The following is a 21,707-nucleotide window of genomic DNA, read 5'->3' as shown; positions in this document are numbered from 1 at the left end:
CTTGGTTAAGAAACATGTAGCTCGTACTTATTTTTCTAGGTACTGTGGAGCTAGAGTATACGCTTCTACTTCATCGGGTGCTTCCTTGTAGCCAAAAATCATGAGCTGTAACAAATAGCTTCTTGTCTGTTCCGTTAGCCCTTGTTCTTCCACCTGGCGTACATGAATAAGCTCATGTGCGAGCAAAAGCTTATCCCCTCTGTACTGGTTCTTGATCCAAATCCCATGACCATAAGTAATACCAGCAAAGTGTGGTGAATCCATTCCTAGTCTCTGAAATTGAAATAATAAAGATTCATTCTCGGGGCGAGGGAGACGTTCGACATAATGAATACGAACCTTATCTGGATATGTAAGCCCAATTCGGCTGGCCATCTGAAGTTGCTTGTCACTTAAAGGCTCGCCAAGCTCCAATGCAATCTTCTGATTATCATGAATGTATTGTTCGACTAAAGGTAGGTACGCCTCAACTTTTGCAACGATGTCTTGAGGAGGGCTGCTATACACCTCATTTTTATCTTCACATGCTGTTAGCAACAACGGCACCAATAGCATCAGTCCTTTTACTCGTTTCATACCCTTGTCCCTGTAGTTCAAAGTGATCAACTATAAATCGTTGACACTAATCTAAGGATAGAAAACAGATAAACAGGAATGGAATTGCATTGATCGTCGCAAATACGTGCATTTACTAAGCGATGCTTTAGGACGCTTTAGAGAGAGGTGCCGTCAGAAATTGATCGATAAAATAGCCTAATCAAACGGTTAGGCTATTGTTTTTATTCAAATATTATCAAGGCTATATCGAAGCCTAGTTTCCCCAGATTTGGGAAACAAACTCAGGATGATCGATAAACGGGTTTCGGTTTCCTTGGAAGTCTTGGACTGCTTGGTTTCGGTCCAGCTCCTTCTGACTAACAGGATCTTGTGAATGCCAGCGTTTCAGCATGCTAAGCAACCATGGTTCAAATACCGTGGTGTTAGTGCCATCTAAAACAGCGTCAGAGCTAGTCGAATTCCCTTCCCAGTTTGCAATCTCACTCTCGTAGCGAGTCGCCATATAGAAGTAAGCACGGGCAAAATCGCCTTTGAACTCATCAATCGGCTCGAACACTGTGCCCGAATAGCCTAAGCTCGTTGCTGCTTCCCCTACTTTTGAACCGTTACTAGATGTATAAGTCGCAGTTGCTACTTCACCAAAAGGCCAGTTACTACGCTTTGAGTTCACGTAACCATCCGTTGCAAATAAATGATGGCCGTCTGAATTCATTGGCTCGATTTTGCCACCAAACCAACTCTTCGGGAAAGAGTGTTCGCGGTTGTAACAATCGCCTTCTTTACTGTAATTACCACATTGGTCAGTCACTTTAACAAATTGAATCGCATCAGAACCCGCAGGGTTCTCTGAATACATATCTAGAATCGAACCATCTGTCTCGTAGTATGCATCTAGATCTGCATCTTTAACCAGTGTCCAAATAGCGCTATAACCTTGGTTATTATGCCCATCAATAATTTGATGCAGTGCTGTTTTTAATGCAAAACCAGTTTTACCTTCTGCATCCTTATAGTAATCACCTAATACTGGTGGCTCCGTCGGAGTCGTTGTTCCACCAACGGTAAAAGCGGTACTTTGACTAGATTGGAATTCGCCGCCAGACGCCACAACTACACTGTTCACAGATAAGCTGTATGAGCCGTTACCGTTGCCACAACAGATCCCGTCACCATAAGAGTCTGTAATTTCGAAGGTATATTCACCATCAGCCAAGCACATCTCTACATTATTGGTGGTGTTGTTTTGGTAACTATCACCTGAATACACAGCCTGATTACTTGAATTCTTCAATGCCCAAGCCGTTTCCGATGCGTATTCATCAGTAACTAGAGTCAGTGTCGCGCTGGTATCACTACAGCCCTCAACAGGTATCGTGTCTGTAGGTTGGAAGTTATCGATATATACGGTTTCAGAGCCATCAAACCCTGTTGTGTCGTAGAATCGTAGGCCTACTTGGATAGATTTCGTTGAGGCCGCATTATACGAATAGCTTAGATCTTGCCACTGATTCGTTACGCCATTATTTGAGTAATCTTGATAACCATCTACATACAAGCGGGCTTTAACATTACCTTCAGTATGGTAAACACGTACCGAAAACTCATATGTTTTACCCTGCTCTACCGAGACGCTTTGCAAAAAATCGGTACTACTTTGCGTTCCGGTATTAACCACTATTTGCGCAGCCAGTTGACCTTCATCAACTGGGGTTGAAACTGACGAAACTGAAATACCAGAGTCGATTACACTCCATCCATCCGGTGTATTTCCTGTCCAAGTTTCAAAAGATCCATTTTGGACTTGTGCCTGCGCATTCACAGAGCACAATAGCGCTATACCACTTAGTGTTATTATTCTATTTATCATATAACCTTCTGTTTAATTGGATAAAAATCAACTAAGCATAGAAAGTAATCAAAATGTTAAGAGAGATATAGATCTCATTTATAAATGTATGGAAACCGACATTTATTTATATATGTGACATTAAACCAGTATTTCTTGGACACACTAAAACCGATTGCCTATGCCAAAGCCCCCCAAAAAAAGCCCACGTAGATACGTGGGCTTCAAATACAATAATGTGGACTATGAGGGAATAATTACATCCGTCTTAATGATTTCACGACACTGTCTAGCCCATCGATTTTTGCGCTAAACATAACTTTAGAAGATCGGCCATGCCTCTCATTGTTATAACTCACCTTTGGACATTCCAAGTTACGATTTCTGATGAATGTCGGACGTTCGAATAAATTTAGCTAGGGCAAAATAAAAGACATGACCCCGAGCATTTTCACAAACTCGCACAGGATTTTCTTTATTACAACCGATAATAGCATGGCAAGCGGTTTATCATTGCTTATTTCTAGATCTAAATGAATTGATTAAAGCAGCCCTTTTCTGACTGCTTAGATGAAAAACCACTTTTATTTTAGGACCATAAAAAACGTGGTTATGGTTAAATGTAAAATCTACCAAGGTCTGAGATAAAAGTGAGGTAGCTAATTTGAGTAAAATAGCTAACTCTGGCTACTCACAACTCACTACCTGTGTTTGAACATCGATGGTACATGATAGATCAGACCAAGGAGTAGCTACTGTAAATGTAACGTCACCACTCCACAGACTTAAATCCGTGACATAAACAGTAGGATAGTCTCGCTGTAAGTGGGTTAATGATATATCGCCATGGACAGAGCCTGCTTTTTTCTCTTTATTTCCCAAGTCACAATATTGGACTGACTTCCCTGTTTTAAATTCATATACAGTGATACATGGATTACCTTTCAAAACATAGGCAGCAAAGTTTTCTTTCTTCGTTCTAACTGAATAATCCGAAGCATATAATCTATATTCAGAAGCACTTGTATAAGCTGATACCCACACCAAACATACCGTTAAAATACGTTCAAATTTCATTCTAAATGTTCCTTTCTCGCAATAAACCTACCACGTGGAATATCATATCTCCTCCACGCTTTAACATTCGACATAACTGCCTTAAACGTTTGGGCATTATAATTAACTAACGCAGGAACAAATACTTCTCTAGTACTAGGACTATTGTCTCCTCGATAAGTTAAATCGACTAAAACATTCCTTACATTGAGAGATAAGTTGTCCCAATCAACTACCCCAAATTTTTCTCTCACATCAGGTTTTGTTAACAAAATTCGGGTCTTATCTTCCATATAAGCATAAACTTGGTTAAACATTAGGTGTTGTTGTTTACGGGTTAGGGTGAGCGTTTTGTTGTCCAACCCTGAATTATTCAACGATTCAAGGGCTGCTTCTTTTTGTATACCTTCGACGTTTAGTAACCAGTTTGAAAGCTCTGGCATCAATCCAGATTTTTGGAATAGCTCTTTTAAGTTCAATGCTGAAGGGGATTGTCCTGTTGCACCCGTTGGTGGATTACCCATATCTAAACCTCGGCCAATTGTAATACCAGATCGACCGACCACCACGCCACTATTATTAGGAACATGGGCTTGTCTCGAAAAATAGGGAGATAATGGGTTATCATCGCCTTCGCTGTCAAAGGTAAATTTTCCCTTGGGAACTGTTAGCCACTTTTCGTCCATCTCATCATCAACAAACTTCCAACCTTCTTTAACAGCCTCATCTAAAGCAATAATGGTATTTTTGCCGACAATCCCATCCACATCACCAAATTGGTAGCTTTTATGTATCGTATGTGTTGGCATATAGTGGGCTTGAAACTGTTTAACTGCACCTTCTATCACGCGGCCAAAATCACCGTCAGCCCCTAAATCGAAACCTAAGTCGATCAATACCTCTTGAATGGCTTTGACCTCACCTCCTTTACTTCCCTTACTAAGGGCTTCTCCATCACCAGAAGCCAATAACTCCAATTTATCAGATGTTGACAACGGCTCTGAACGCAGAATGAGTTGCTTAACTTTAATTACAGGTGTGTTTTGATCACCGTCTCCACTATCAACCACTGGCTGCACATGACAGTGGGTTTTACTGCTTACGGCACACTGAATATTGGAATGAGCAAACGCTGTTTTTAATGTTGTCACGTCTTCTGCAGGCAAAGGTGAACGTATAGAAGATGGACCACTCGATTCTTTAGATAATGTCACTTGAAGCTTGTCACCAAGAGATAACGAAGAAGGGTCTGCTTCATAATCCGGATTCATTACCAATAGGGACTTAGCCGAGAGATTATATAAAGCTGCAATACTACTCCATGTTTCACGTTGGTTCGTCTTAATATCACGTTGACAGGTATGATACTCAGGCTCAACTGAATAAGATTCGGTCACTTCAATGATGATTTCGTCACCGACATTCACTCTGTCTGGAGAGTCCTTGAACCTAGGGTTTAAACTCAATAATTCATCGAGTGTTATTCCCTGTCTGCGCGCGACTTTGGACAGATTATCCCCACTCTTAATGATGTAAATGACTTTACCATCCTGCTCTTTCTCTTTTTCTACAATCGATGCCGTTCGAGTGGAGAACACCACATCCATATCAAGAGGACAAGCGTATTCATCGAGCCACTCCCCCGTAATGTCATCTAAAAGTAGGTCTTGTGAGAGTTTCTCTTTTCTATACAAAAGGTGTTGCCTTGCAATCACCTGATTGTCGATTTTATAGGGCAGTAAAATCGTAGATTGTGGTTTGGAAACGATGATTTCATCGCTCAGCCCCTCTTTCGTGGACTCAGTGACATTGAAGCCCCACTTGTTATTGCCCGCGATTTTGTACTCATGGCTAAGTACATCATCAATAAAGTGGTAGAAATACCCCTCGGTAGGCCAACCTAAACGCTCACCAACTTGAACTGAAGGCTTAACCGGAATAAAGACATCGCGATAAACGGCACTGCCTTTTTTGACAGGAAGGACGTTGTCATAGCTCAATGCTGTTTTCTTAGAGCCTGCAAACTGATAGAGCAGAGTTTTAGGCTCATTAACCAATATCGGCGTACTCAAGATGGTGCTGATGTCATCTGAGCCTCTTGATTTAACCCAAGAGCTGAGAGTGCTCTTTTCTTTTTCAGTTTCAGCTATAACAAACGAATCAATACTGAATGCTTTTACTTCATCGAGTGAACAAGCTAACGCCACGTTGTATTCCAAGGTAGCTTCTTGAGGATCATTCGTTGATGTAGGATGATTAGGGGGGGTGGTTTGTGTTTTCTCTTCAAATGTATCTTCAGGTGCCATCAGTGGCATTGAATCTACGGGTTTACTTTGATATCTCATCAACTCGACCAATGCAGGTAAATATCGGTCAATTATAGCTAAATAGTGACCGTGCTTGTGCTGGTTTACTTATGCGAAATAACTAAAATTGATTTGATACGTATACAATCACAATCTAAGTTCGGATAACTTTTTATATGGTAGAAACACATTAACAGAGTGTAAATGAGTAAAAGGTCTAGCTTGCAATGGGGAAAAAAAGAGTCAGCCTTACGGTCTGACTCTTCTTTATGAAAACACATAGTATTGTTAAGAAAGTTAAGGGGATATAGTCGGTTGCAGTCACTGATTATTTAAACTGATGGCCCGTCTTCTTCGCTAGCTTTTGCATTGCCTCAGCAAACGTCGTTGAACCGCCTTTAGCTTTAACCTGTATAACCTGATACCCCAATTTTTCTAACGCTTGGCGTTCTGCCATGACCGCTTTGTCGTCTTGCTGGCTACCCTGAGCTGGCTGATGGATGTAGCACCCTTCAAGTTGACCATCTTCTACTAGTTGGTGGTGTTTCAGTGCATTGATATCTAAATTCATAGTACGTCTTTTAATTAAAAGTGGAGAGTTTCATCGACAAGTTATATTCGCTTTAAAGGCTTCACGACTCTGTCTAAACCTTCTATTTTTAGCGCTAAACATAGCTTTAATAAATCGCCTAGCTCACCGCTCGGGAGCCCCTTCTTATCGAACCACAATAAGTACTCTTCAGGTAAATCGATCAATACTCTTCCAGCATATTTACCGAAAGGCATTTGCATGCGGGCCAATTTAACTAAGTTTTCTTTTTCTAACATTCTTGCTTTTTAGTCAGGTTGTTTCCATCCCTGTAGGGTAACACCTAAACGATCAACCCAAAAATTTATCGCGTCTTTTGGATCATCTAGAGAATCAATCATAGTGGAAAAGTCTTTATTGCCCGCTTCACGATCAATCGCCGCAAACAAAGGCTGCCCAGTCGATGCATCACTCACCAGCAATTCAATGGTGGCACTGCCTACATTGGTGTGCTCACCCGTCGCGATCATAGAAATAGTCGAAATCGCTAAACCATAAGGCAAAACACTACTCGTGACAGCCAAAATCGGATTAGGTGTTTCAACATTGCTTAGTGCAATACTAAGACGTAATGAGTGTTCTGATGGCGTGTCTACTACCGGTTTATGTGGAGATATCTTCTCTGTGAGTTGCTGCACCATATAGGTTGTCAGCTCTTCGATTTGCTCTTCGTTAATAGTGTCTTCATCCGCGACGACAAAAATTTGGTCGATAACCACTGAGTCATATTTCATGAGCTTATTATGTAGACGGACAGGATCTCTTAAGCCAATTCTCGCCCACACTAAATCAACACCCCCTACTGGCCCAGCTTGAAAATCCTCATAAGTGGTAAACTTAGTCGCATGATGGCGTGGACCACTTACGCACCCCACCAATAACAACACTACGCTAACAACAAACCCTAATTTCACACTATTCATATTCTTTTATCTGCTCTAAATCATCTACAAATAGAATATCGAACCGTAAATGAAATTATTGTGAATTATGAGTTATGAATAAAACATTGAGCGCAGAGTGGTTAGCATTGATCTAACTTAAAACAAAAAAACTCACCCTAAATGGATGAGTTTTGATAAATCGAAAATTTTGGGCATCTAAAGCAAGCTAGCTAAAACACACGTCGGCCCAACGGGCTAGCCCTGCGGTAACGGAGCCAAAGTAATTCCCACTCACAATCTGAGTATTCGGTACAGCTTGCTCTACTGCTTGGCGAAGAATTGGCGAGCGTGCCGAGCCGCCTGTCATGAAGATAACATCAGGCTTTTTCTCACCTTGCTGAATCGCTTCTTTTACTAACTCGACCATTTTGGCTTTCGGCGTTTCAATTGCTTCCACCATTTGCTCAACGCTAATATCGACTTCTACTAGCTCAGACGCAATATTCATTGCCGCTTTATATTGAGCGACATCAGCCAATGCTATTTTGGCTTCCTCTGCACGTCTTACTATGCTGTATCCCAACGTTTCTTGGTACACCTTAAGAAGTCTGTCTAGTTTCTCAGGCTGTTGAGCTTCCTTACGTAGCAACTTCAATGATCGTAAGTTTTCACGAGAATAAAAATCACGCTGAGCTTCTACGTTATTAATGGCAATAGGATTCCAAAACTGAGTCAATGGCATTTCAATGCCACCAGCACTTTTACTCCCCATTCCAAATGGATTCATTAGCTGTTTGAACGCTAAGTAGATATCTAAATCGTTACCACCTACTCGTTGGCCGCTATGCGCCAACAGGCTTTGTGTTCTATCGTTTCGATTAGCCCACGTCGGCCCCATATCCAGTAATGAACAGTCTGTCGTACCACCACCGATATCGACAACCAGTACTGTTTGATCGGCTTGCAAGGTGCTTTCAAACTCTAACCCTGCCGCTACTGGCTCAAATTGGAACTCAATATTGTTGAAACCTGCTCGTTTGGCTGCTCGCGACAGAATACGCTCTGCTTGTCGGTTCGCCTCTTCACCACCACGTCCATGGAAGTTGATTGGACGACCGATCACAGCTTCAGAAATCACTTTTTGGGTGGTGTGCTCAGCTTGAGACTTGATATTAGCCATCATGGCGCATACTAGATCCTCAAAGAAGCTGATCTGTACGTCATGTAAACCACTGGCACCCAAGAATGATTTTGGAGATTTTACGTAGTATACGTCTCGCGGATCTTCTAAATACAAATCTAACGCTGCCTGACCAAAAGCCATATCTTCGGCAACTAAATCTATGCTCTCTTCTCGATTCGCAGCAACCGCCCTACGCAACACTTGCTCACCAATTGTGTCGCTCGGTTTAATGTCTAAGTGACGAAACAAATATTCGGAAACGCTCTCACGGGTCGGAGCGCAGATAGTCGAAGGAATGTAATGGCTGCTTCCTTCAACAGGAAGTAATTGAGGTTGTCCATCAGACATCGCGGCAACTGAGCAATTCGCCGTGCCATAATCAAAACCTATAAACATAATAACCCTCAACTTCAACAAAAGGGGCGAAATGCTACATGATTACGCAACCAAATACGAGACAACATTGTGAAATAAAAGACAATGCGCCGACTAAGCGCGGCTTTGCCTATTAAGACAGGTAAACATCGATTCGAGATATAGGCTCCCATATACACTTTGCCAACAAATAATGTTAACTTGCTCCGCTCATCAATCGTTGGAATTATCAATATGAAGACTCCTTGTGTCGCCGCATGTAAGAACAACGGCGGAATTTGTAGTGGCTGTTATCGAACCATGAACGAAATTGTCGGTTGGAAAGATTTAGATGAGTCAGAGCGTCAAGATATTATGAATCGACTTGGTGAAGCGTCATCAACGCACACATGCCCTCAATGCGATAAACCGGCTCAATGCGATATTAGTGCAGGGAAAGAAACTTGCTGGTGTTTTGAGTTAGAAAAGCGCGATACGAGCCAAGTCGCCCAAACGGGAACTTGTATGTGCAGACACTGCTTATCTAAGCTGCCAATTTTATAATGGCAACTTAGACTAGCTCATGTTTAGAATGCGTAATAAACGTTGATGTTAAAGGAAATAACACCATCATCACCCGCAGGTGCGACTGAATCTTCATGTAAGTATTCAGCTTCAAGATCCAGCATTAATGGAGTGTTGTTTCTGAAGCGTAAGCCACCGCCAAATGTCGGAGCCCACACAACATCGTCGTCCCCGACCATGTCTTTTTTCACACCTGCATAGCCAGCTGTACCGAAAATATTGAAGTGATAATCAATCGGAATAAGCCATTTCGAAACGACCGACGCGTACCATTTTATTCGTTCATCTCGATCGGAAACACGTACGTATTCACGGCCTTCAATCGCCAGAAAATTTAGTGGCTGAAAGCCAACAATGCCACCCAACAATGTACTATCAGGCTTATCGTCACCTTGATACTGAGAGTCGCCAAAGTTCGCCATACTTAAGCTTGCACCTAAATAGAACATTTTAGGGTGCTTCTCTTTTCGCTCTTCTTGAGCCAAAGCTGCCACACTAAATGTTGTTGCTAATATTGCCGCAGCCAACGCCATCCTTTTCATATTAACCACCACTAACCAAACTTAGTCCATATTAAGACTAGTAGGTGTCTACTCAGCTGCCAAATATTCAATTTGTTACTTAAGTAAAATGAAAGAATCCGTTATTAATCATCAGCAATAAAGATGAAACGAGATACACAAAGAGGGGGTCGACGCGGGGTGTATGTGAAATTAGTAAGAAGAGTTTTAACTAAATTAAGGCCCGATAACCTATATCGCACCTTAATTGTTTATTTGGGGCTAACCTTTCAATGCCAATGCAGGTTGTGAAAACAGAATACCAGACCAACCATTTTGAATAAAGTTACGAATATTCTGATGATCAGTATTCTCTGGAAACTCTAAAACGTCTACACGGTAGAACTTACCAAAGCACGCTAATGTCTGTTCTACAGTAAGATCATTTAATTGCCCAAATGCAAAGATTTTGCAAGAGCCGTTGTTCTGGCCTGCTTCGTTTTCGGTATCGCCATTTTTGAACGCGGTTGGTTCAAAATCATAGTGACCATCTATCACTGCCATGGTCTCTTCAAACTCTACAGCTTCAGGTTTACTCTTTAATGCAATCAGAAATGCATTTAAATCCATTTTTACTTCTCCTGTTTTTCACAAGTGTTCTTTTTCATTTCAAACACTTACTAAATAAAATAATTTTATTTGCTAGACCACTTGAAATATCGGCTTCAAGCGACTCCAACGTATTTACAAGGGTATATACTATTTATATAGCTTCCTAGATGGAGAACCCTATGTTTGATGAACAAACTTGTTTGCTCAGCGCCAAACCAGACTCAATTGATTTGGCTAAATGGCAGCAAACCGTGGATATCATTTCGGAACTATACAATTCTGCTTGCGGAACCATCGTCCAATTCAGGCAGAACGAATTCAATGTCGTAGTGGCAAGCCTCAATGAAGACAACTTTCTCAAAAGCGGTGATTCTTGGCCTTGGGAAATGCATAGCTTCTGTCGAAAAATCGCCGAGTCCCAAGAGAAACTCTACGTCCATAATGCCAAAGATGATGACTTATGGAAAGACGCACCAGCAGTACAAGACGGCCCTGTTCGATCCTATTGCGGCCTTCCTATTTATTGGCCGAATGGAAAGATTTTTGGCACCATCTGCGTGATTGATACGAAAGCAACTCATTACAATCAAACCCTTCAGTCTGTTCTCTATCAACTATGCCAATTAATCACTGCAGATCTGCAAATGCTCAGTGATTACGAAACGATCAAAAGCCTTGCCATTTGCGACGAGTTAACTGGGGTCAATAACCGTCGAGGCCTTCGAGTATTAGGCGAACAAAAATTCAAAGACGCTCGTCGATATCAACATGCCATCGGTGTGGTGTACCTCGATATCGACAACATGAAAGTGGTTAACGATACCTTTGGACACCCCGCGGGGGATCTATGCATAGTGACATTGGCAAACATCCTCAAAGAAAATTGCAGAGAAAGCGACATCATTGCGCGAATGGGAGGAGATGAATTTATCGTTGTATCGCTTTTAGGATCGCGGCGAGAGCTCACATTAATGGCTGGAAGAATTGAAGATAAATATCACGCTGCAACGAAGGGGCACGTGCAACTTGAACTGACTTCGGTTAGCTATGGCACAAGTATTATTGATTGTTATAGCCCACTCTCTTTTGATGAATTGATGCAAGAAGCAGATAAAAAAATGTACCAACACAAACAAACCAAAAGAGCGAAAGCAGAGTAACGCTTAGATTGTTGCGATATTGTTAAAATCAGGGTAGAGTTTTTATTCCAACAATAACAAGAGAATAAGCATGGAAGCGCTACTATCTGATTACCCTGTCATCACAGAAATCCCTGTTGCTTGGGGAGAAATGGACGCACTAAACCACGTCAATAATGCCGTCTATTTCCGTTACTTTGAAACCGCCCGCCTCGATTTTTTCAAGCGTGTTGAACTGATGGAAGAAATGGCCATTACTAAAGTTGGCCCAGTACTTGGTGACACCTACTGTAAGTACCGTTTGCCTGTCACTTATCCAGATACCTTGCTAGTTGGCTCTAAAGTGACCGATGTTCAAGAAGACAGGTTCACTATGGAGTACGCCATCGTGAGCAAAAAACAAAATCAGATCACCACTACAGGTAGTGCGACTATTGTCATGTTTGATTTCGCTTCAAACCAAAAAGCACTGCTTTCAATTCGTCTTAACGCAGCAATTCAAGAGATGTCTTCCACGAAATAAGCTCGCCTTATTTAATTCATAGAAGTTAAACCTCTTTGTCATAATTCCTCTTTAGTTTCTTTCTCCTAATATCCAAGGAGGAATTATGTCTTTACCTGCAAAATCACTACTCACCATTAGTCTAAGCGCCGTATTACTGGCTGGCTGTACATCGCCTAACACATCCGAGTCATCACTATTGAGCCCTGTGCAATGTCAACCGACAAGTAATATCGAAGCGGGCGAGACTTCTATTAGCAGCCTAACGGTATTAGGTACATCGATTGCTGACGCAAAGTTCGGTACCTCCGCTGCAGAAATCGTGAGTTACGATTCATGCACAGACAAACTCTACGTAGTGAATGCTCAGGCCAAAAAAGTGGATGTTCTCGAACTCGACGAGCAATCTAAACCAAACCACTCGGGTACTATTGATCTACAAGCCGCTGGTAAACATGCCAATATCCAGATAGGTGCCGCTAACAGTGTCTCGACTTACCAAGGCCTAGTCGCTGTCGCGATTGAAAACAAAGATAAGCAACAGCCAGGTATTATTGGCTTATTTCGCTCAGATACATTAGAGCTTGTGACTACATATGCTGCTGGTTCCCTGCCAGATATGGTGAGTTTTTCTAAGGATGGACGCTACATCGCGAGTGCAAACGAAGGTGAACCCAATGCGGACTATTCCAATGATCCGGTAGGTAGCATCACACTAGTCGATCTAGGCGAAAACCCTCTCACCGCTAAAGTCACACAGATTGGGTTCGAAGCGTTTAACGAAGGATCAGAAAGACACCCAGAGCTTTCTGATAATGTTCGTATCTCAGGACCAAACGCTTCAGTAGCTCAAGATTTGGAACCCGAATATCTGACATTTGCTGAGAACGGCAAGCTGTATGTCTCACTCCAAGAGAACAATGCTATCGCGGCGATAGATGTCGAGTCTGCTTCGATAGACGAAATCTTTGGCTTGGGCGGTAAATCTTGGCAAAGCACTCAACTCGATGCATCAAATAAAGATAAGGCCTTAGGAAAGTTCAAATCCTACTCAAAGCTCGAAGGTCTATATATGCCTGACAGCATCGCGAGCTACACAGTTAATGGCAACACCTACATAGTTACAGCGAATGAGGGTGACGGCAGAGAATATGGTATCGAAACGACCCAAAGCCAATGTGACGCAAAAAGCTTTGCTTGGGACGGTGACGATTACACTGGAACATCGGACTACAATTCCAAAGTCGATTTCTGTATTGCCCACACAGACGAAACTCGCGGGAAAGGACTGCAAGTTGAAGCCACCCACCCACTTGCGAATGCCCTGAAAGACAAGTCCCAACTTGGTCGACTAAAAGTCGTGGATGACAAAACGCCACTGGCATCGTCAGATACTATTCAAGCGTTTGGCTCCCGTTCATTCTCTATATGGGATGAAAACGGCACACGCGTGTATGACAGTGGTGACGAGTTCGCCAATATTGCACAGCTATCACAAGCCGAACACTTCAACAGCACCAATGACAGCAATCAGAGCGGAGACGACAGAAGCGACGACAAAGGCATAGAACCTGAAGCTATTGAAGTAGCTTCGATCAATGGACGCCACTACGCTTTCATTGGATTAGAGCGACAGGGCGGTATCATGACTTATGATATTACTAACCCGGCGCAAGCATTATTCGTCAACTACACCAACAACCGCTTCTACGATCAAGATGTCTGCACTCAGGTGGAAGATGGTGAATGTGCCAACGGCGAGTACAATGCGAAAGCTGGTGATCTGGGCCCAGAGTCCATCAAATACTTTCAGCGTAATCAACAACACTTACTGGCTGTTGGCAATGAAGTAAGCGGAACCACCACGGTGTACCGTATTAACCTGTAAGTATCCGCCTTTAAAGCAACAACGAGTAAATAGAACAATAGCGAGCAAACTAGTTATCTGGTTTGCTCGCTTTTTTTATACTTTCAGCCAGCGTCTTCTACAATTAACACTAACAAACGAAAGGATATGCTCGCTTATATGTTGATATAGCTACCTTTCGAACAGAAAAAACAGATCAAAATCAAATAAAGCAACAAAAAGCTAACACCAATAGCTAAAGTTCGTATATATTCAACTCAAAATGAGCGAACGAAAACAAAGGAACAACCAAATGAGCAATCAGAGCCCCTTAACCGAAAATGAAAACAACAAAATACTCGACCTTATTGTCGTTGGTGGCGGGATTAATGGTGCAGGTATCGCAGCGGATGCAGCAGGACGCGGTCTTTCTGTTGGCTTATACGATTCACAGGATTTTGCTAGTGCAACGTCTTCAGCCAGCTCTAAACTTATTCACGGTGGATTACGCTACTTAGAGCACTACGAATTCCGATTAGTTGGTGAAGCTTTAGCAGAGCGCGAAGTGTTGCTTGGCAAAGCGCCACATATCGCTAAACCAATGCGTTTTCGTTTGCCTCATCGCCCATTCCTACGCCCTGCTTGGATGATCCGCGCTGGACTCTTCTTATACGACAACCTTGGTAAACGCACTTCCCTACCTGGCAGTAAAAGGATCGACCTAAACGCAGGAACCGTCACCAAACCTGATATGAAGATCGGTTTTGAGTACTCAGATTGCTGGGTAGACGATGCACGATTGGTTGTATTGAATGCTATGCAAGCTAAAGAAAAAGGTGCAGAAGTTAGGAACTACTGCAAAGTTGAGTCCGCTGTCCGCGAAGGCTCTATCTGGAAAGTAACTTTGCTAGATACTCAAACGAATACTCGAGTTGAAAGGCAATGCCGCGCTCTAGTGAATGCAACAGGCCCATGGGTAAAAGCTTTCATTGACGATAAACTAAAAGGCAAGTCGCCTTATGGAATCCGTTTGATTCAAGGATCGCACATTATTGTTCCGAAACTTCATGACGAAGAGCAGGCGTACATCCTTCAAAACGAAGATCAACGAATCGTGTTCGTTATTCCATATTTAGATAAGTTTTCAATCATTGGTACTACCGATGTGGAATACAAAGGCGATCCTCGTAAAGTCTCTATCAGCGAAAAAGAAACCGAATATCTATTGGATGTGGTCAACAAGCATTTCGTTAAACAACTTAGCAAAGACGATGTGGTATCGACTTTCGCTGGTGTTCGACCTCTATGTGACGATGAATCAGATTCGCCACAAGCGATCACGCGTGATTATACATTGTCACTAGAACAAGAAGGCAGCGATGCGCCACTACTTTCAATCTTTGGCGGGAAGTTAACGACTTATCGTAAGCTTGCAGAATCAGCCATGAAACAGCTGAATCCATTTCTATCGAACATGCAGTCGCCTTGGACCGCAGAGGCTCCTTTACCGGGCGGCGAGCAATACGATTATCAAACGTTGTTCGATGCGTTGAAACAGCAACACCCTTACATTGAAGGTGAAATCTTACGTCGCTGGTTGAAGACTTACGGCAGCCGTACTCAAACTCTATTGTCTGGTGTGTCATCTGAACAAGATTTAGGTGAGAAGTTTGGCGAATGCTATGAGCAAGAAATCCGCTACTTAATTGAGCATGAGTTTGTCGTAACCATCGAAGATCTTCTGTGGCGCCGTACCAAGCTTGGCCTATTATTAAATGCTTCAGACCAAGCTCAAATTGAAACTTGCTTCAACTCACTAAAGGGTTACCCGCAAGTAGCACACGCTGCTAATCAGTAATCTGCTGCAAAATATGACACTACACAGTGCGTAGTGTCATATTACTCATCATAAATAACTGACAACAAACCATGTCGAAGGTATATTGAACTTCATTCCAATTAAATATCCTTTCGCAGTACATGAGTCAGCAGTCAGAAAAAAACAAACAACTAATCAACCACTTAAAGCCTGGTTCAAGAGTATCCGCTGCTTTAAATTTCGGACCAAATGATTCCGTATCTATTTCGGCAACTTATGTTGGTGTTAAGCATGAGGGTTATCTCGTCCTTGATCTATCTAAACATGTAGTCGAAAGCCTAGTACTTAGAAAGCTCGATAACGTTGATATCATTATACGAGCAATCACCGACACTGAGCTTGGGCATATTATTGCGTTCAAAACCAGTACCATTTGCCTCATCTCTAAACCTGCTCGAATGCTGTTCCTGCGTCCTCCCGTTAACATTGCGACTAAGCCCGTTAGAGAGCATGAAAGGTATAAGATCGATCTTGAGTGTCAACTCGTCTCTCAATCAGTCACTTACGAAGGCAAACTTGTAGATTTTTCGATCTCTGGATGCGGTATTTTGCTGTCTGAAGATCCTGACCTGAATTCAAAATCTAACATTGAAATCTCAACCAAGTTGAATGAATTCCTTCCAAAGGACATTAGCTATAAGGTCGTACGCGTAATTAAGAAGCCTGGTGGCTGGTTGGTGGGTATACGCTATGAAAACAGCATCGATATGAGCCAAGACTTAAAACGCGAAGTGTTAGAGCAAGCTTTCCTAGCTGGAACATTGTAATAAGAACCAACTAGGCGCGAGCTGCAATCTAGGCTCGTAAAAATGACTGTTTGTAGTGGACGAACGCTTGGTGTAAGTCGTTTTCTTTTATAGGTTTAACGATCACGTAATCCGCCCCCGCCGACATAAAGCTATCTCGAGTTAACTTCTGTGTGTCCGCCGTACAGGCGTATACAGGCGTATTCAATTTCAGCTCATCACGAATACGCTGAGTGGTTTCAATACCGCCCAAGTTTGGTAACTGATTATCCATTAGGATCAAATCGTAGGATTCTGATTCTAGTGAGGTAAGCGCTTCCAGACCATCTTTGGCCCAAGTAACAATCATGCCGTATTTCTTACAAAATGCTTGAGCGATAAACGCATTGGTGTGATTATCTTCCACCAGCAAAACTTTGAGTGCGTCATCAAACAGATCCGTAGACTCAGATTCACTATCCGCAACGGAACTCAATTTTGGCGCAAAGCGAATCTCAACTGGAATATCGACAATAAACGTCGAGCCATTGCCTTTCTCACTTTTGACTTTGATGTCACCCTCAAGCATATCGACTAAGTTCTTAACGATTGCCAAGCCTAAGCCTGTTCCGCCGTACTCACGAGTGATCGTCGGCTCTTCTTGAACAAATGGTTCGAATACCGCATCCAATTTGTCTTCGCGAATACCAATGCCGCTATCTTTGACTACAATTGAGAATTCGCCCTTCGTCGAGTTAGGTACCGTCTCCAAATTGAGCTCGACTGAAATCTCTCCACTCGGAGTAAATTTGATAGCGTTGCTCAATAAATTAAACAAAATCTGATTCAAACGAACTTGATCGGTATAAATTTCAGTTTCTTTCGCTATAGGGTTATCGAGTTTAAGCTCGATCCCTTTTTCAACACATAACGGCTGATAGATCTTTTCAAGAGTGTTGACCAACTCAACCACTTTGAAGTCTTTCTGTTGAATGTGGAACTGGCCTTGTTCTATCTTTGAAAAATCTAAAATGTCATTCAACACGGCCAACAAATGTTCCGCGCTATTACACAGAATATCCACTTGCTCGACATTGGCTTCATTGTGAATAGAACGTTTAAGCAGTTGGGCTACACCTAGAATGCCGTTTAACGGGGTGCGAATTTCATGGCTCATTTTCGCTAGGAAGTCCGCGCGAACACTGGCGAGTTGCTCGGCTTCTTTACGAGCCAAATTACTCTGCTTTTCTGCATCAATCAGCTTAGTGATATCTTGTCCTTGAACCACCACCCCAGAAATGCCATGTTCCACTTTAATCGGTGACAAATTCCATCTAAAGACTTTGTTACCGATAGGAACGTTAATCCCCGTGAGCGTTGCGCCCTGCACCACCATATTAATGTGTTGCAGCATGTCATTTTCAAAGGTTTTAGCCGGAGAGAAGTCTGGAGAAGCTTGATCATCACTTGCATCAACTTTAGATAGCTCTAGCTCCGCCGCCGGGTTCATCTGAATCAGATTTCCAGTGTCTGACCACACCAAGATTGGTGAATGCGCAAAATTAAACAAATCTTGGAGTTTTTGGTTTTGCTCCACTAGCCGTTCAAAAGTCCCCTCAAGTGTACGGCCAATATGGTCGAATTCATAAATAGCCGAGCCATCGAATTCATTGAATTTTTCAGCGTTACTAGCCGAACGCGTGTAATCCATCAATTTATCAAGTTCGCCAGATACTCGTTTCTGAATCCAAGCTCGCGCTAGAATCGACAACATCAAAATACCGAAAATCACCAGCAATAGCGCTTGCCTATGGTTCTTCTCAAGCTCAATAACATTCGAGTTTTTTTGAACGGCTCGGATAATTAAGGGAGTTTCTACTGAATTAATCTGAATCGTTGTGATCGTGACAAAGTGACCTAGGGAGTCGACGTCGTGCGTGGTGTAATTAAGAACATCTGAAACGGAATACTCTTCTTTTCCGGAGAACGTCGATGTGACAGGTTTGCCATGAGCTTCAATCACGATGTTTTCGCAGTTGCTGCCTTTTTGAATCGACTCAGCCAGCGAGAAGTTATTATCCAAGATAATGGCAATATAAAGCTGGCCTAAAACCTCTCCAGATTCCGGAGCGATAACGGGGGTACGGCGAGCCAAAATATGGCGTTCACCAATGTCAGTATCGATTTTAATGAAATGCCAATTACTGCTAAATGCAACCTTATTGGCTAACGTCGCTAGATTGTCTTGAGAGAGGCCATAGAAGTGAGAATTACCATCATTCCACACCATCCCATCATGAGTAGTGACGAAACGTAGATCTGGCGCGTGGTCCGGTTCTTTTTGATCGATGCCAAAGAAGTAATAACTTAATGACTCTTGGTCTTTCGTTGTAAAGAAGTTTGTGAGGGCTTGGCTATTAGAACTGCTGTCTTGATGAAGTTGCAGAACAGACAAGCGGTAATCGAACATATTCTGAATCAAGCTCGATGTTTGTTTGACTGTTCTGCTGGTTTCTTGCTGAATGATTTTACTGCTGGTTTGATAATTTTGAATCAGCACTCCAACTGCCATCATCCCTATTACAAGAATAATGATTCGAGTAATAAGTTTAGCGAGGGTTGGACGTTGCAGTTCGGAGTACCGTTTTCTCATTATTGACCAGAATACCTAAATGCTCTTTGTTTTAATTTTGCGATTTGCTTTGGTGTATCGTTCTTAGAAACAATGGCAAAATCGCCTGAATAAACCGTTGGAACTTGCTTACCTTCAATATCCCATTTAATCGCTTCAGCCATGGCAATACCGGTGTCGTCGTTCATACGCATGACAGTCACGTCTAATTCATTGTTCTGAATCGCTTCCAATTCAGCAGAACCGCCGCCCCATCCATTGACCATGATATCAGTTCTACCTAGCTCACGAATAGCTTGAACTGCTCCAAGAGCTACATCTGTAGAACATGCATAGATAAAATCTAAGTCTTCATTCTTTTCAATACTAAGCTTAGCAGCTTTATATGCACTTTCTTTCGTAGCCTTGGTGTAAAAAGACGAACGAAGTTTAAAATCGCTGTTTTTTGTGAGTTCATGGATGAAAGTGTCACCACGCGCATCACTGATATAGCCTTCTGAGCGGTATAGCACTGAATATTGGCTAGATTCTTTAGAGGCTTCTTTAAAGTATTCAGCCAGCTTTAAACTTCCTGTTGCGTGATCAAATCCGACGTACATGAAAGGCTGACGTTCCTTCCAAGCTCTAACTGGTGTAGTAATATTTTGCAGAATCAACTTTGTTTCTGTAGAGCTCAAAACATGCTCTATGAATTTTCTATGACGGGTAGTATCGAGGGTAAAAATGAGGTAATCGGTTTTGTTTTCTATCGCTTCTTGCAATGAGATGCTCTGCTGAGCAATGTCAGCATTTACGCGAGTGAACACCTGATTGATTTGATAATTGATGTTGAGTTTATCAAGGCGCTTTTCAAACGCTGTAATATTCCGGCTCCAATAATCTGATATTTGCTGGCCCGGATATACCACAGAAATCGTAATCGGTTTACTTTGAGTGATAGTGAGAGGAACGGGGTGATTTTGAACGACATCGTTCATTTGTTCCGTTAAAGCATTTTGTTCTGGGAAGGCCTTTAAGTAGTCCTTGTATTCCCAATATCCATTCAATACATGGGTGCCGTGCGAAAGCACGGGAGACGCAATAAACGCCAGCCCCATTAACAACAGTGAACGTTTCATTTAATTCTCATTATGTGATGAGCTACTTTGGCTCATTTTTGTAACCTAACCAATCGCCATTCGTGCGATGACGTGCATATATTATGGGGGACAAATAAACAAAATGATAGCTCTCGCCGCTAATTAGTATGGTGTTCACAATAATTTTTATCGTTATCTGAATAAACGATAACCAGTCACTATTGTTGAGTGCAAATACATAAAAGCCGCCTTGAAGGCGGCTTTATCATTGTAAACAAACTTGGATTCTAGAATGTGAAAGCAAGATTCCCAGAAGCACCAAATTGGTTGTCACCAGCATATGATCCTGCAAGATCTAAACTAACCACATCCCAAGGGCTAATCCCAATACCTGCTGTTAGAGAGTTATCTAACGTATCTTCGATATCAATTTCATAACCCGCTCTGAGCTGTGCCCAGCCCCATGCATCACCTTCAATACCGAAACGAATAAACTGGGTGTCATCATCTACATTCTTAAAGCGCTCTTGACTGGTTAAGTCAGCATCAGCCGCCAATGTAAAATATTCATGAGCATAAGCAAAGCCAAGTGTTGCTTGCGGATTTAGCTCATATACCCCAGTTGTCCCCTGTGAAAACGCCACTTCTTGTGCCAGTACATCTTTAATTGCGAAACCGACGCGGAAGTTCTCTCTATACCAGACCGCACCTATATCAAAGTTAAATGCGGTTTCTGACATTTCAGATTGGTCATAATCATCCAGATCGAAATCTTCAACTTTAGAGCTTGCGGAATAGGTTGTAAGCTCTTGGTATTTTGGAGAGATACCAAATGATACTCGCTCTTCTTGAATCACAAACTCTTTAGCAAACGATATACCAATTTCCGCATACCCAAAAGCCGCCATTTCAACCGTCGAATTCTCATATCTCAACGTTGTATTTGGGTTGTCGTCTATATCGGCTGATGCTATGACTTCCACATAACCTCGAGTAAACAGGTTGGTCGATACAGCCTCAATAGGTAATGCTATTGCGATACCCGCCCCCGCGGTTACTACAACAGGTTTATTACCCGTTAAATCATCTAAATACCCGTTCAATTCAGCTTCTACAGCTGGAGAAGGGTTACTTTCAAATTCTTCAATCGAGTCCTGTAAGTCATCGAGTGTCGCCAATGATTCATCAGTATCTCTCGCGTTCACGCCAACCGCTGGGAGTAATAATCCAAAGTCATCGTGTTCGCGAAAATTTGCACCCAGAGCTGGGTTATAGAAAGGAGCAACAAGATAATCTGCCGACGCTACGCCGGTATTACCCATTGCATTGCCACGGCCATCTGCAACATGATTGGCAGCTTGAACTGACATCGACGCACAAGCAAAACCCACTGCTAGCGCCATTTTATTTAGCTGTTTCATATCCATATCAA

General features: G+C 42.4%; 19 protein-coding genes. 6 read left to right on the top strand and 13 right to left on the bottom strand.

The window, feature by feature from the left end; genetic code table 11:
• Nucleotides 1–27: 27 nt before the first annotated feature.
• The 8 genes from ELZ11_RS09795 to yegD all read right to left on the bottom strand — a co-directional run bounded on the left by ELZ11_RS09795 (nt 28) and on the right by yegD (nt 8,818).
• Entirely contained in the window at nt 28–576 is a 549-nt protein-coding gene (locus tag ELZ11_RS09795; protein ID WP_137357224.1) for a hypothetical protein, read from the bottom strand.
• A gap of 235 nt (nt 577–811) precedes the next feature.
• Complete coding sequence (locus tag ELZ11_RS09790) at nt 812–2,425, bottom strand: endonuclease (protein WP_137357223.1); 1,614 nt, start codon at nt 2,423–2,425, stop codon at nt 812–814.
• Nucleotides 2,426–3,091: 666 nt separating this feature from the next.
• Nucleotides 3,092–3,481 carry a hypothetical protein gene (locus ELZ11_RS09785; RefSeq protein ID WP_137357222.1) on the bottom strand — a complete coding sequence of 130 codons (390 nt, stop codon included), beginning with the start codon at nt 3,479–3,481 and terminating at the stop codon, nt 3,092–3,094.
• The gene (locus tag ELZ11_RS09780) at nt 3,478–5,805 is read right to left on the bottom strand and encodes a LysM peptidoglycan-binding domain-containing protein (RefSeq protein WP_137357221.1); all 2,328 of its coding nucleotides are present in this window, start codon (nt 5,803–5,805) and stop codon (nt 3,478–3,480) included. Before ELZ11_RS09780 ends, ELZ11_RS09785 begins: the two co-directional genes overlap by 4 nt.
• A 289-nt stretch (nt 5,806–6,094) precedes the next feature.
• The gene (locus tag ELZ11_RS09775; protein WP_137357220.1) at nt 6,095–6,337 is read right to left on the bottom strand and encodes a hypothetical protein; all 243 of its coding nucleotides are present in this window, start codon (nt 6,335–6,337) and stop codon (nt 6,095–6,097) included.
• Between the two features lie 41 nt (nt 6,338–6,378).
• Nucleotides 6,379–6,594, bottom strand: a complete 216-nt coding sequence (locus ELZ11_RS09770) for a DUF3820 family protein (protein ID WP_137357219.1) — start codon at nt 6,592–6,594, stop codon at nt 6,379–6,381.
• Between the two features lie 9 nt (nt 6,595–6,603).
• Complete coding sequence (locus ELZ11_RS09765; protein WP_137357218.1) at nt 6,604–7,278, bottom strand: DUF3313 domain-containing protein; 675 nt, start codon at nt 7,276–7,278, stop codon at nt 6,604–6,606.
• Nucleotides 7,279–7,465: 187 nt separating this feature from the next.
• Nucleotides 7,466–8,818, bottom strand: coding sequence for a molecular chaperone (gene yegD, locus ELZ11_RS09760; RefSeq protein WP_137357217.1), 1,353 nt, complete (start codon nt 8,816–8,818; stop codon nt 7,466–7,468).
• A 213-nt stretch (nt 8,819–9,031) separates the two neighbouring features.
• Between yegD and ELZ11_RS09755 the strand changes: the two genes are divergently transcribed.
• Nucleotides 9,032–9,340 (top strand): DUF1289 domain-containing protein, encoded by a 309-nt coding sequence (locus ELZ11_RS09755; RefSeq protein WP_137357216.1) that lies wholly within the window; start codon nt 9,032–9,034, stop codon nt 9,338–9,340.
• A gap of 23 nt (nt 9,341–9,363) precedes the next feature.
• On the opposite strand, the gene ELZ11_RS09750 is transcribed toward ELZ11_RS09755, so the two are convergent.
• Nucleotides 9,364–9,903 (bottom strand): outer membrane beta-barrel protein, encoded by a 540-nt coding sequence (locus ELZ11_RS09750; protein WP_137357215.1) that lies wholly within the window; start codon nt 9,901–9,903, stop codon nt 9,364–9,366.
• 240 nt (nt 9,904–10,143) lie between these two features.
• Nucleotides 10,144–10,491, bottom strand: coding sequence for a HopJ type III effector protein (locus ELZ11_RS09745; RefSeq protein WP_137357214.1), 348 nt, complete (start codon nt 10,489–10,491; stop codon nt 10,144–10,146).
• 161 nt (nt 10,492–10,652) lie between these two features.
• Between ELZ11_RS09745 and ELZ11_RS09740 the strand changes: the two genes are divergently transcribed.
• From ELZ11_RS09740 to ELZ11_RS09720, 5 genes are all read left to right on the top strand, one after another.
• Nucleotides 10,653–11,633, top strand: a complete 981-nt coding sequence (locus ELZ11_RS09740) for a sensor domain-containing diguanylate cyclase (protein ID WP_137357213.1) — start codon at nt 10,653–10,655, stop codon at nt 11,631–11,633.
• A 70-nt stretch (nt 11,634–11,703) separates the two neighbouring features.
• Nucleotides 11,704–12,135 (top strand): acyl-CoA thioesterase, encoded by a 432-nt coding sequence (locus ELZ11_RS09735; protein ID WP_137357212.1) that lies wholly within the window; start codon nt 11,704–11,706, stop codon nt 12,133–12,135.
• An 85-nt stretch (nt 12,136–12,220) separates the two neighbouring features.
• Nucleotides 12,221–14,002, top strand: coding sequence for a choice-of-anchor I family protein (locus ELZ11_RS09730; protein WP_137357211.1), 1,782 nt, complete (start codon nt 12,221–12,223; stop codon nt 14,000–14,002).
• 271 nt (nt 14,003–14,273) lie between these two features.
• Complete coding sequence (glpD, locus tag ELZ11_RS09725) at nt 14,274–15,818, top strand: glycerol-3-phosphate dehydrogenase (RefSeq protein WP_137357210.1); 1,545 nt, start codon at nt 14,274–14,276, stop codon at nt 15,816–15,818.
• Between the two features lie 122 nt (nt 15,819–15,940).
• Nucleotides 15,941–16,606, top strand: coding sequence for a PilZ domain-containing protein (locus tag ELZ11_RS09720; RefSeq protein WP_137357209.1), 666 nt, complete (start codon nt 15,941–15,943; stop codon nt 16,604–16,606).
• Between the two features lie 28 nt (nt 16,607–16,634).
• Here the strand turns inward: ELZ11_RS09720 and luxQ are convergent, their stop codons facing one another.
• From luxQ to ELZ11_RS09705, 3 genes are all read right to left on the bottom strand, one after another.
• Nucleotides 16,635–19,217 (bottom strand): quorum-sensing autoinducer 2 sensor kinase/phosphatase LuxQ, encoded by a 2,583-nt coding sequence (gene luxQ, locus ELZ11_RS09715; RefSeq protein ID WP_137357208.1) that lies wholly within the window; start codon nt 19,215–19,217, stop codon nt 16,635–16,637.
• Entirely contained in the window at nt 19,217–20,314 is a 1,098-nt protein-coding gene (locus ELZ11_RS09710) for an autoinducer 2-binding periplasmic protein LuxP (RefSeq protein WP_137357207.1), read from the bottom strand. The genes luxQ and ELZ11_RS09710 overlap by 1 nt, the downstream gene beginning before the upstream one ends.
• Before the next feature lie 248 nt (nt 20,315–20,562).
• Entirely contained in the window at nt 20,563–21,696 is a 1,134-nt protein-coding gene (locus ELZ11_RS09705) for a conjugal transfer protein TraF (protein ID WP_208746702.1), read from the bottom strand.
• Nucleotides 21,697–21,707: the final 11 nt, after the last annotated feature.

This window comes from Vibrio profundi (assembly GCF_005281835.1).
GTDB classification, from domain to species: domain Bacteria; phylum Pseudomonadota; class Gammaproteobacteria; order Enterobacterales; family Vibrionaceae; genus Vibrio; species Vibrio profundi.
The sequence above is the reverse complement of the archived record's forward strand: the minus strand, read 5'-3'. Positions and strand labels throughout refer to the sequence as shown.